Genomic DNA, 12,811 nt, shown 5'->3' on the forward strand with positions numbered 1-12,811 from the left:
CGCGATTTCTTCAGGCAGCCAGACACTTCGGCAACATTGACCGACGAAACACAATTGCAACAACCAACAATGGTTTGCTGTCTGACTTTGAACTGATCAGACCCTTTATTAAGGAGGGACGAACTGCGTGGAATTTCCTGCACGGTTTGGCGTAATTGTTATTGGCGGCGGACATGCCGGCACAGAAGCGGCCCTGGCAGCCGCACGCATGGGTGTAAAAACCCTGTTGGTCACCCACAATATTGAAACGCTGGGACAGATGTCCTGTAACCCGGCTATTGGTGGTATAGGTAAAAGCCACCTGGTGAAAGAAATTGACGCACTGGGTGGCGCAATGGCCATGGCGACCGACCGTGGTGGTATCCAGTTTCGCGTATTGAACTCCCGTAAAGGTCCCGCCGTTCGTGCAACCCGCGCACAGGCTGACCGTATCCTCTATAAAGCCGCGATTCGGGAAACCCTGGAAAACCAGGAAAATCTCTGGCTGTTCCAGCAGGCTGTGGAAGACCTGATTGTTGAAGGGGATAAAGCGGTTGGCGTCGTCACCCAGATGGGTTTGCGTTTTTATTCAGACACTGTCGTTTTAACCGCGGGAACATTCCTTGGCGGCGTTATCCACATCGGACTGGAAAATTATTCCGGTGGTCGTGCCGGTGATCCGCCTTCTATTGGTCTGGCAAAACGCCTGAGAGAACTGCCGTTCCGTGTGGAACGCCTGAAAACCGGAACACCGCCACGAATTGATGCGCGTTCTGTGGATTTCTCAGTCATGCAGGTGCAGCCCGGCGATACGCCGGTGCCGGTGATGTCGTTCATGGGGTCTGTTGAGGATCACCCGGAACAGATCAGCTGCTATATCACGCATACCAATGAGCGCACCCACGACATCATCCGTGGTGGCCTGGATCGTTCACCGATGTATACCGGTGTGATCGAAGGCATTGGTCCCCGTTACTGCCCGTCGATTGAGGATAAAATCAATCGTTTTGCGGATAAAAACTCTCATCAGGTGTTCATTGAGCCGGAAGGTCTGACAACACACGAGTTGTATCCGAACGGGATATCCACAAGTCTGCCGTTTGATGTGCAGCTGGCGCTGGTACGTTCCATCCGTGGTATGGAAAACGCGCATATCTGCCGCCCGGGCTACGCGATCGAATACGATTTCTTTGATCCCCGCGACCTGACCAGCTCACTGGAAACCAAATTTATCGATGGTTTGTTCTTCGCCGGACAAATCAACGGAACCACTGGCTACGAAGAAGCAGGCGCTCAGGGGCTGCTGGCAGGCCTTAACGCTGCACTGAAGGCCCAGGGCAAGGAAGCCTGGTGTCCGCGCCGTGACGAGGCTTATATCGGCGTTATGGTCGATGATCTGATCACCAACGGCACCACCGAACCTTATCGTATGTTCACAAGCCGTGCCGAATACCGCCTGATTCTGCGGGAAGACAACGCCGACCTGCGTCTGACCGAAAAAGGCCGTGAACTGGGCTTGGTGGATGACCGTCGCTGGCAGGCTTTCTGTGAAAAACAGGAAGGGATTACAAAAGAAACGGCGCGTTTGTCCACAACCTACATTCATCCGAATACCGCAGCAGCGGAACAGGTGAATGCAAAGCTGGAAAATCCCATTGGTCGTGAATACAGCTTGCTGGAACTGTTGAGAAGACCGGAACTCGTATACGACGATGTAGCGTCTCTGAATGGCGAGCCTGTGGATAACCGTCAGGTGGCGGAACAGGTGGAAATTCAGACTAAGTATCAGGGCTATATCGAACGGCAGACTGAAGAAATTGATCGTCTTCGCCGTCATGAAGAAACCCGTCTGCCAGCGGATTTTGATTATGACGCGATTTCAGGTCTGTCCAATGAAGTACGGATCAAGCTGAAGGATATCCGTCCGGAAACACTGGGACAGGCCAGTCGTATCCAGGGAGTCACACCTGCAGCAATCTCCCTTCTGCTGATCTACCTGAAAAAGCGGTCGATCATTAACGAGAGACAGCGAGTATAATCTGCTGTTTCCATGAGAAAAGGGTGCGAATGCACCCTTTTTTATTAGCAGGAAATTAAGTTTTTATCTTAGGTCTGATGATTGAACTGTTTGAATATTTCAGTTGATTAATCAAGATAAAAATATTCACAGGAGAAAATAATCGTTTACCTAAGCATAGGAATTTAATAATGATTAGGAAATCATATTCTGACAATAGTACCCAGAAATTAAATACAGATGTTTCATCAGGATCATCAACGGCTGAAAGTAATGTTAGGCTGTTATCATTGAGTGAATCTAGTGAAACAGATATAACAGAAGTAGAAAATCTGTCTACGCCTATAAAGCGACAGTTAATTAGTAGAATGATTAAGAGTTACCCTGTAGACCAACTAGAAAGTTTAAACCATATGATACAGGGAATAATTAGTGAGAGGACTTCAGAGGTTCAAACAATATCGGTTGATTCTAGTGAAAGTGATGTTGAAATCTCTGAGGAAACTAATGTAGTTCTTGGTCAAATAATTTTATGTCAGCAGAGATGTTTTTATTTTCATTCATTGTTTATTATTAAGCAAAGTCACATCAAGAAATAATTCATTCTTCAAATATATAATTTAATTATAAATTTAAAAAGAAAGTTGTTAAAATAAAACTACAGAAAAAATATGTAACGTGCAGCTTTTTTAAAAATGTTGCTGATATAGTTATAAAAAATTATTTTTCCCTATTACTTATTTCCCGAAGATGTAATAACCATTAAATCCTATACTTTAAATATTTATTATTAAAAAAGTACTTTTCCAATCATTTATTTTAACTTAATAAAAATAGGTGATTAAAAATAGTTTTATATTTCAAATCTTTTTAATAATTAACAGGGAGAGTTATTATATGGAAATATGTCAATTTACCACCAATATTAAGAAACGATTTAATATACTCTTTGGTATCTCTGTTTTATCTTGCGCAAGTGCTGTCAGTTACGCGTCCAATAACGGAGAAAGCTTTCAATTACAATTTGAAGGTAAAGATGGTTACAAATGTTTGAACGGCGCTTCTTATACACCTAGATTCGAGGATTGTGATGGGACGAAACCGGGCCAGATCTGGAAAAAGTCGGCCTCTGATCAGTTAATCACGAGCAATGGACTTTGTTTGCAACTGACCCCGTTATCCTCTAACAGCATGAGAGTAAATATGGCTAAGTGCGAGAATAATCTCGCAACACAGCGGTATATTTATACTAACAACAGGCTGTTTAATCAGGATAAAAGTCTTTGCCTTGCAATTTCTGACTCTTATGTGTTTGGTGCCAAGAATCAGTCATGTACCGTTAAGTCTGACTATTTCCATTCAGCGACAAAAGTGACCTATTTACCGGTTGAGATTGAAGAACAGGTCGCATGGAATCTGGAAGATAGCGGCAACATCTGGATGAATGCGAAGCGTACGGGCATAAATCCTTCAAGGCTGGGCACCCATAGCTACTATAACAACCTTGAAAAGATATTACGGGAGTTTGGACAGATAAATAATTGGGATGCCGTAGAACAACGCGTTAACATTGGGCATCCGGACGTGACGATCTTACAAACGGATGCCGGTATTCCTGACTTTCCGGGAATCACTATTCTTCCGGGTTCACGGGACGAAATCAGCTCGCATTCAAACACTATATACAGATTAATTTATGGCTGCTTAGTGACACAAAACCAAAGTCATACGCATTATTGGGGGTGTCAGACGAATGTTCAAAAATATGCCATGTCTGTTTACACATTCAAAGAAAGAGACGTACATCATGATCCATTAAAAAATACTGCTGAACAATTTGAGGCAAGACTGTTTGCCGGTGGAAAAAAGCCAGATATATGGGCTTTACCTGTTGCAAACCCGACAGGTTGGGGGGTTGATGGTTTAAGAGCTGGTGACTATTTATTCTCAAAATTTGGTATTTTCGCCATTACTTCGCAACCTGGGTCATACACCAAGACAAACGCTACCTTAGGCGGTAATTATTATAACTCCATGGTTGTGGGTAAGCTGAATGCCAATCATAATTACGGCACCCCGACGGAAACTGATAACCATGATTACGGTCGTCCAAAACCGGATCTGGTCGCCAATCCTTACAATGGCGCCGCCGCCAGCAGCTGGGCAACCGGCACCCTCGCGGCAGAAGCGTCTTCTCTGCTCTCACTCAGTAAAAACAAGAACCTGATCGCCAGGGAGGATCAGGCACTGATCCTGAAAGCAGTTATGATGACAGGTGCCACCAAGACAGGATTTACCGGTGTTGACGAGAAGGCCTATCAGTGGACCAATAATCCACCTTCAGCGCCGCTTGATCCCTGGTTTGGCGCGGGTAACTACAATGCTTACCACGCTTTACAGGTGATGCAAGGCGGTCTGGCACTTGAAAAAAACAGTCAGCAGGTTTCCTCGACTGGATGGAAAATGTTGACCATGGCAGATAATGCCAGTCAGACAATTGAATTTGATTCAGGTAATGGCGGAGATGAGTTTGCTCTGACGCTAACATGGTTCAGGGATGTGACCCCGGAAGCCAAGGAGCAATATACAAGCTATCTTGCTGATTTCCGGGTAGAGCTGCGTGAAGCCAACCGAAACAAGCTCATTGTAAGCAGTGATATCAGCGGCCACAATGTTGAGCATATTTACCTTAAAGGCCTGAAGCCTGGTATGCGTTACACAATTACTGTAACGCGCAAAGATGCCAATGGTGAGTCAGTAAAGGCGGCTATGGCTTGGCAGACTCGTGATTTCTTCAATAGTCTGGAGATAACGCAGCCTCAATATTAAGTCTACCCTGGCTCTGGAGAGATATTTTTCAGAGCCAGTTTCCTGTGTTAACCTCTCTTCCAACTATGTTGATTAGCATTTAAGTCATCACCTGCTTCAAGTTTTAGTTATGACTTAGAGTATCCATTATTTTTAATTACTATTATTGAAATAACTACCCAGACCTAAGTTTACCCAGTGCATCAGTCCACGCCCTGCGGGCTGCAGACGCTAAAATATAAGATTATTTATGGTCGGGTATTTATATTTTATTGTTATGGGGAAATAACAATAAATTTTTGAAAAATCGCTTTTATCTTGATAATTGTTTTTATTTGTAAAAAAACAGCGGTTTCATAAGCGAAGCATAGGGGGTGACCAGTTACTAATTAGCCAGATCTGATTTTCTCAGTGCACATGCCAAAGTCCCGCGGGATGTAGGCTGAAAAATTATTAGATTATTTTTTGCAGGCATTTAATACATGAAGCCACGCTATGGATATTTATATCAAGACTCTGGATGTATTTGCTGTGATGTATTGATATTGAATTTTCACAGTAGTTTTGGCGTTTTTTCAATCATCAGATCAAGCCTGAAACAAATCTTTTGTAAAAGATAACAATATATCCAATTTAAACGACTATAGTAGTTTATTTTACGGTGTATTCCAGAGAGATGTTGGTATTGGAGAATTGATTAAATTTTAATCTGAAAGAGTGTTCGTTGAAGGTGTCTGATACTGTAAATACCAGTCATGTGACTTTTAATACCAAAAAATACCCGTTTTTATAGTCTATTTCTTGATCACTTACATTTCATCTAAGACCAATTTCAGAAAATTGCACGCAGGTTTTGATCATCAATATTTCTCTATATATGAGTTCTGTCGTTTATGGTGTAGCACCCCCTATAGCCGGAATCGGGGGTTTGCCATAAAATTGATCAATTTGCAGACGGGTTGTAACAGTGCAGGGTATTGAGGGTTTACTGGCGGTTGGCGTTGACGCAATGGGGCTCAAGGCCTCGGATCAGCAGCTGAGCCAGCTGGCGACGTATGTTGAGCTGATGGCGAAGTGGAACCGGGTCTACAACCTCACTGCAATTCGTGACGCAAACGCCATGGTCAGCCGGCATATTCTTGATAGTCTGACGCTGGTGCCGCATGTCAGCGGTGAGCGTTTGCTGGATGTCGGTTCAGGCCCCGGTCTGCCTGGTATTCCGCTGGCCATCATGTTCCCGGAGCGCCAGTTCAGCGTACTGGACTGTAATGGCAAGAAAACCCGTTTCATGACCCAGGCAAAAACAGCCCTGGGGCTAAACAATGTCACGGTCGAAAACCGCCGGGTTGAAGAGTGGCAGGTCGAGACCGGCTTTGACGAAATTACCTCCCGCGCATTCAGTTCGCTGGAGGATATGGTGACCGGTACCAGCCATCTGCTGGCCGAAGGCGGTCGCTGGCTGGCGATGAAAGGCATTCATCCGGACGAAGAACTGGTGCAACTGAAAGGCGTCAGACCGGATGTCCAGCTGGTTAATTCCATCCAACTGTCAGTTCCCGGTTGTGATGGAGAGCGTCATCTTGTCATACTAGAGGTTTCCGGGAACTGATACGGACAGACTTTTTCCGGCTATATACGTTCAGGTTCTTAATGTGAGCAAAATACTTGCGGTAACCAATCAGAAAGGTGGGGTCGGGAAGACCACCACATGTGTTAACCTGGCGGCCTCGCTGGCGGCGACCCGTCGTCGCGTGCTGATGGTGGACACCGATCCCCAGGGCAACGCCACCATGGGCAGCGGGATCGACAAGCACCAGCTGGAATACTCCATTTACGATGTTCTGGTGGGTAATTGCACGATTGGCGAAGCGATCCAGGAAGCGGATGACGCCGGTTTTGCCATCCTGCCCGCCAATGCGGACCTGACCGCGGCCGAAGTGGAACTGCTGGAGGTGCCGGAAAAAGAGCGTCGCCTGCAAAGCGTGCTGGATTCTGTCCGCAGTGAATACGATTTTATCCTGATTGATTGCCCGCCTTCCCTGAACATGCTGACCGTCAACGCCATGGTGGCGGCGGACGGCGTGATTATCCCCATGCAGTGCGAATACTACGCCCTGGAAGGTCTGACGGCCCTGCTGGAAACCATTTCGGGCATTTCCCGGACCATGAACCCGAAGCTGCACATCGAAGGTATCTTGCGGACCATGTACGATCCGCGGAACAGTTTGACTTCCGAGGTGTCCAAACAGCTGATCGGGCATTTCGGCGACAAGGTTTACCGCAGTGTGATTCCCCGGAATGTCCGGCTGGCGGAGGCGCCCAGCTACGGGCTGCCCGTGCTCAAGTACGACAAGAATTCCCGTGGCGCCATCGCTTATCTCGCCCTGGCTGGTGAGCTGATTCGCCGGCAGGAGGCCAATCAACCGGCTGTCGAGCCCCGGCAGACCGCATCCGCAGAGCTTTGACTATGGCAATAAAAAAACGCGGTTTGGGAAAAGGACTCGGTGCTCTGCTGCAGAGCGCCCAGGTAGCGGCCGAAATTCGGGAGCTGCAACAGCCAGAGACGCCGGAACAGCCTGTGTCTGCCGAGGTTAAGGCTGTTCGTGACAAAATGTTGCGTGAAATTCCGGTGGAATTCATCCAGCGCGGCAAGTACCAGCCGCGTCGGGACATGAGCCCGGAAGCGCTGGAAGAACTGTCCAATTCCATCAAGGCCCAGGGCGTCATGCAGCCGATCGTGGTGCGCCCTGTGGACGAAAACCGCTATGAAATCATTGCCGGTGAGCGTCGTTGGCGCGCTACCCAGCTGGCCGGGCTGGACCGGATTCCGGCGGTTATCCGGGAAGTTTCCGATGAGTCCGCCATTGCCATGGCGCTTATCGAAAACATCCAGCGGGAAGACCTGAACCCGATCGAAGAAGCGTTGGCTCTGGCGCGTCTGAAGGATGAGTTTGAACTTACCCAGCAGGAAGTGGCGGATGCCGTGGGTAAATCCCGTGTCACGGTAACCAACCTGTTACGCCTCATGACACTCCAGGCAGATGTCATGAAAATGCTGGAATACGGTGATATTGAGATGGGGCACGCCAAGGCGTTGCTCGGCCTGAGCGGCAACGACCAGCTCGAAGCCGCCCGCACCGTTGTCGCGAAAAGTCTTTCCGTCCGCCAGACCGAAGCGCTGGTTCGTCGCCTTCAGCAGCAGAAAGAAGCGCCTGCGTATGAGATCAAACGTGTTGATCCCAACATCAAAACACTGGAAGAAGATCTTTCCCAGCGTATTGGGGCCCGTGTTGCCATTCAACACTCCGCCAAGGGCAAAGGTAAGCTGGTGATCAGCTACAACAGCCTTGATGAGCTGGACGGCGTGCTGGAACATATTAAGTAATGCTTCTTGATCAGTAGTCTTTCTCTTTAGAAAGGCTACTGATGACTGAGCTTTGCAGGCAAACATTCGACGTAGATATTTGGTTACTCATCGGCGTGGTTTAAGTTAAATGTGAAATGCCAGTAAAGGCTAATTTTATGATTTTAATGGATTAAATGGGTTGTCTAAAAAGCTTTAAGTTTTTCTAAGAAGAAAATACATCGTTAGCAATCGGCTATGACTTTATGAAAGATTGAGTCAGATTTATAAATTTTCTGCCCTAATATAAACGACACCAAAATAATGAACCCGGCGCAGGTCTGAAAATGAGTCATCGAAAAAGTAAACTCCCCCGTCTAGCGTTACTGACGTTCTCTCATATCGTATGCCTTACTGTGGGTTTTGCTGCTGGCATTTACCTTCTGCCCATCCTGATAGCTCCCGAACCACCTTCGTTAACCGTTATTGAGGACAGCCAAAAAACTACGCGTTTTCAGGGACAGTTCTCGAAGGATAGGAAAGACAGCGACAAGTTCCACTGGGGGGAGGGGCAGTTTAGTATCAATAAGGACTCCATCAGCTTTTCAGGAGAACTGGCGCCTGGACCTGACTACAAGCTTTATTTGTCACCGGTTTATGTAGAAACGGAAGATGCTTTTAATCAGCACAAGTCAGACATGGTACGAATTGGTGATGTCAAAACGTTCGATAATTTCATTATTCCGATGTCATCATCCGTAGACCCGACTGAATACAACACGGTCATTATCTGGTGTGAGACATTTGGGCAATTTATTACCTCTGGACAATATCAGCAGTAAAACTATTTAAGATAAGAATGGCTGTTTCTGGGGCGGGTAGATAGTGCTATCAACAGTGGCAGTATCTACCAGTCACACCGCACGGGAAGCTGGTTTTTAAGAGAAAAAATGCAGGTTCCTTCATTTTCGAATAAACAATTAAGCATCAACGTTACTGGCTGTCTGGTTTCTGGACTGTAAGGGCGTAACACCAGTCTGTACCCTGAAACTGCGACAGAAAGAGCTGCTATCACGAAACCCCAATACTCTGGCGATTTCGCTGATTTCCATGGTGCTTTCCTGAAGGTATTCCAGGGCCAGTTCCTGCCGAACCTCATCCAATAAGGCCTGATACCCCGTGCTTTCACCATCGAGCTTACGCTGTAGCGTGCGAGGACTCAGGTTGAAGAGCGCAGCAATCATTTCCCGATTGACCTTGCCACGCCGGAGCCTGCCTCGAATGGCATCTTTCACTTGCTCAGACAGGGAAAGAGGTTTGAAGCTGCGTAATTGCTCTTCCGCATGGCTTTCCAGGGACTGCAGCAGCTTTGGATCGGGGCGGCATATAGGGCGGCTCATCTGCTGATCAGATACCCACATCCCATCCAAACTGCGCCCAAATAAAACAGGACAGCCAAACGCCGCTTCATATTCCTTGATTTCATAAGGGGATGGCTGGGGACGGCGAAGTTCTATCCGCTCCAGTAAAACCCGATCACCAGCCAGTAACTCTGAAAAACGATGCATGCTGGCCATGCTGCTGTCCGCCAGATGCCAGGCCGTTTCATCGCTGACATGTTGTATCGACCAGTACAAACGGGACGCGTCTCCCAGGTGTTCAACGTGCGTGAATTCCAGGTCAGTCACCAGTTGCTGATAAGGCCCGGTATGCAACAGCATTTCGCGGATATTGGCGCAGCTCATGGCGATATGACTCAGCAAGCCGTAGATACCAGGTTGCACGAAACGTGCAGAGTGAAGACCAAATAAGGGATCCCGGGCGGCATGACTGAAAACACCCATCATGGCATCGAATTCAGCCGCGGTGATGATGTTTCGGCTGTCATGTACCTGGGCAGGATTAATGCCGGCTTTTTTTAGCAGGGGCTGCAGGGGTAAACCGTAGGACTCGGCCAGGCGAAGGTAAGGCGCGAGAGCCGCAACGATAATGAATCCGTTCTGTTGCATTGTTCTTGTTTTATTGAGTCAGACGACAAAAGTTGTTTGTGTATTTAATCACATAAATGTGTTTAAAAAGTCATAGCGCAGTATTTTTTATCGAAAACTGGCTTTTTTTGCCGATTTTTCTGGCCCCATTTGTTTTTTCAGGCCGCCTAGAATGCTTGGGTGGCCAATGAGACAAGACGTCGCCAGGGGATAGTTACGTCGACCTGCCCACCCGATACCAGTAATCAACACCGATAAAAACACCAACAAAGATCTTCAAAACGGAGTTAACCATGAACTGCAAAGGACTTCTGGCCATTGTACTGACGGCCGTGATGACCGTCGGTTGTGTCGGCATGAACCGCATGCCCACCCCGGAAGAGGTTGCCATCCCGACCCCCATCAAGGACAACAGCGGCAAATACATGTCTCCGTTCACCAGTGACGAGGTGGTGGCGGAGTGGGTCGACAAAGCCATCCAGGCCAAACTGGGCGCCCAGGTGGGTGGTATGGCGGGCGCCTATGCCGGCCAGAAGCTGGCGGAGAACATTCCGTTCGTGGGTGGTTTCCTGGGCAAGGAGCTGGGTAACAGCCTGGGTCGCAAGGTGGCCCTGGAAGCGGCCGGCGGCGAAGCCTATATCAAGGAAACCTCGGACCTGTCCTTCAACACCATCGATGACCTGGCGGTCTTTATGTATGGCCGTTTCTCCAGCCATCCCTCCTATGCCGAGGTACTGGATTCCACCCAGACCATCTACCCGGAAATGAAGGAGCGGTATTTCTACGCCATCCAGCAGGCTGGCGCCCGATAAGACGACAGGAGTCATGCCATGAAGCCCGGTTTACTGATAATCGTATTGTCACTGTTGCTGGCAGGGTGCGGCACGCTGGATAACTCGGCCGGCCGCAGCCAGGGACCTTATCAGGATGTCCGGGCGATCAGCCCCGGCGTGACGGGGGTGGGGATCGAGTCGCAGGATATTGTCGGCATGACCGATGAGATGATCCGCGACATTCTCACCCTGCCGCAATTGATGTCACAGGATACCCCGCCCCGGATCGTGATTGATTCCGAGTATTTCTACAACGAGAGTACGTCACGGATAAACGTCCGGATGATCACCACGCGGCTTCGGCAGGGACTTCACCGGGCTGCGCAGGGCAAGGTGATTTTCGTTGGCCGTCATTTCAGCAGCATGGTGGAAAAAGAACGGCAACTGAAGCGGGACGGCGCGGTGGATGGCGGCACCATCCGCTCGACCAAAGCCACCGCAGGGGCTGACTACCGCCTCGGCGGCGTCATCCTTTCCCATGATGCGATCAACCAGGAAACCGGCATGAAAGTCCGGGCCCACGAGATCAATTTCGAGCTGATGGACCTGGAATATGGCGACATCATCTGGAGCGGTATCTATGAGTTCAAGAAGGCCAGCCGAGATGACGTTCTGTATCGCTAAGCGTGCCTGGCTGCCTGCCCTGCTGGTGCTGGCCGTCAGCGGCTGCGCGAGCCACGGGACGCGGGTGGCGGCGGTTGACCCGGCCGTCGAGGCGCAGGTCAGCAGCCAGCCGGTTCCCCTTCAGCCCGCTTACCGGGCGCTGTACAGCGAAGGTGAGCGCAACGCTGTCCTGAACTACAACCAGCTCGGCGTGCAGGCGCTGGAGCAGGGATTGCTGGATCACTCCCGCGAAGCCTTTGCCGCTTCCCTGACCCGTGTTGAGCAGCTTTATGGCAATCATGAAGGCGCCGAAAAAGCACGAAGCCTCTGGTACCAGGAAGCTGAAAAAGACTTCCGCGGCGAACCCTATGAACGGGCCATGACCTACTACTACCAGGGACTTCTGGATCTTGCGGACACCCATTACCAGAACGCCCATGCCGCCTTTTCCGCCGGTATTTTGCAGGATGCCTATGCCGAAGAAGAACAGCATCGGGCGGATTTTGCTTTGTTGATGTTCCTTAACGGCTGGACGGCCCATCTTTCCGGACAGTCCCAACGACGGGATCGGGATTGGAAAGAATTAACGCAATTCCGGCCAGACTTCCCGTTACCGGAAAAACATCACAATACCCTCGTGATCGTCGAAACCGGCCGTTCTCCCAGAAAGCTCGCTGATGGGGTTGGGCACTATGAACTGGTCTATCGTCGCGGCAAACGGTTTACGGAAAAAAAGGCGTCTGTTGTTTTATCGGGCAAACCGCAGGCCCTGTATCCCATGGAGGATATTTTCTGGCAGGCCAGCACCCGTGGCGGACGGGCGGTGGATCGCATTGTCAAAGGCAAAGCGACGTTCCGTTCTGCCAATCAGAAAATCGGTTCAACGCTGTCTGGCGTTTCCCAGACCGCCATGGTCCTGTCGCCGCTGACCAGTGAATCAGCCCTGGGCGATGCCGCGGCGGCAATTGGTGTGATCAGCACGGCGCAGCTGTTGATTGCCGCCAATGTCGATGCCCGGGCGGATACCCGTTACTGGAACAACCTGCCGGATACGGTGCATGTAAAAACGTTAAAGACCCACGATCCGGAACAGTTGGAAGTCCAATTCCAGGACGAAGCAGGAAATCCGGTGTCCTTAACAAATTACGTCCGGCAGGTGTTTACGGATAGCAAGGGCAACCACCTGGTCTGGTTCCGGTCTCGCCCTTCAGTACAAGCTTCAAAAACAACACAGGGATAA

The 12,811-nt window shown here is 49.3% G+C and carries 11 protein-coding genes; 10 read left to right on the forward strand and 1 reads right to left on the reverse strand.

Features of this window, described 5'->3' with window-relative positions; translation table 11 throughout:
- The first annotated feature begins 127 nt into the window (after positions 1-127).
- From mnmG to AC27K1_RS04895, 7 genes are all read left to right on the forward strand, one after another.
- Positions 128-2,017: a tRNA uridine-5-carboxymethylaminomethyl(34) synthesis enzyme MnmG gene (gene mnmG / locus AC27K1_RS04865; RefSeq protein ID WP_487148753.1), complete on the forward strand. Its 1,890-nt coding sequence runs from the start codon at positions 128-130 to the stop codon at positions 2,015-2,017.
- A 170-nt stretch (positions 2,018-2,187) separates the two neighbouring features.
- A complete protein-coding gene (locus AC27K1_RS04870; RefSeq protein WP_487148754.1) occupies positions 2,188-2,595 on the forward strand; it encodes a hypothetical protein in 408 nt (135 codons plus the stop codon).
- A gap of 298 nt (positions 2,596-2,893) precedes the next feature.
- Complete coding sequence (locus AC27K1_RS04875; RefSeq protein WP_487148755.1) at positions 2,894-4,825, forward strand: ricin-type beta-trefoil lectin domain protein; 1,932 nt, start codon at positions 2,894-2,896, stop codon at positions 4,823-4,825.
- 946 nt (positions 4,826-5,771) lie between these two features.
- The gene (gene rsmG, locus AC27K1_RS04880; protein ID WP_487148757.1) at positions 5,772-6,413 is read left to right on the forward strand and encodes a 16S rRNA (guanine(527)-N(7))-methyltransferase RsmG; all 642 of its coding nucleotides are present in this window, start codon (positions 5,772-5,774) and stop codon (positions 6,411-6,413) included.
- Positions 6,414-6,456: 43 nt separating this feature from the next.
- Positions 6,457-7,269 carry a ParA family protein gene (locus tag AC27K1_RS04885; protein WP_487148759.1) on the forward strand — a complete coding sequence of 271 codons (813 nt, stop codon included), beginning with the start codon at positions 6,457-6,459 and terminating at the stop codon, positions 7,267-7,269.
- Positions 7,270-7,271: 2 nt separating this feature from the next.
- Entirely contained in the window at positions 7,272-8,189 is a 918-nt protein-coding gene (locus AC27K1_RS04890; RefSeq protein ID WP_487148761.1) for a ParB/RepB/Spo0J family partition protein, read from the forward strand.
- Between the two features lie 305 nt (positions 8,190-8,494).
- Entirely contained in the window at positions 8,495-8,989 is a 495-nt protein-coding gene (locus AC27K1_RS04895; RefSeq protein WP_487148762.1) for a DM13 domain-containing protein, read from the forward strand.
- 138 nt (positions 8,990-9,127) lie between these two features.
- Here AC27K1_RS04895 and AC27K1_RS04900 read toward each other — a convergent pair whose 3' ends face one another.
- The gene (locus tag AC27K1_RS04900) at positions 9,128-10,156 is read right to left on the reverse strand and encodes an AraC family transcriptional regulator (protein ID WP_487148763.1); all 1,029 of its coding nucleotides are present in this window, start codon (positions 10,154-10,156) and stop codon (positions 9,128-9,130) included.
- A gap of 272 nt (positions 10,157-10,428) precedes the next feature.
- On the opposite strand from AC27K1_RS04900, the gene AC27K1_RS04905 reads away from it, so the two are divergent.
- The 3 genes from AC27K1_RS04905 to AC27K1_RS04915 are packed head-to-tail and all read left to right on the forward strand — an operon-like array spanning position 10,429 to position 12,811.
- The gene (locus tag AC27K1_RS04905) at positions 10,429-10,947 is read left to right on the forward strand and encodes a hypothetical protein (protein ID WP_487148765.1); all 519 of its coding nucleotides are present in this window, start codon (positions 10,429-10,431) and stop codon (positions 10,945-10,947) included.
- Positions 10,948-10,965: 18 nt separating this feature from the next.
- A complete protein-coding gene (locus AC27K1_RS04910; protein WP_487148766.1) occupies positions 10,966-11,592 on the forward strand; it encodes a penicillin-binding protein activator LpoB in 627 nt (208 codons plus the stop codon).
- On the forward strand, positions 11,549-12,811 hold the full coding sequence (locus AC27K1_RS04915; protein ID WP_487148767.1) for a COG3014 family protein: 1,263 nt from the start codon (positions 11,549-11,551) through the stop codon (positions 12,809-12,811). Before AC27K1_RS04910 ends, AC27K1_RS04915 begins: the two co-directional genes overlap by 44 nt.

This window comes from Kistimonas ophiarachnellae (assembly GCF_057552235.1).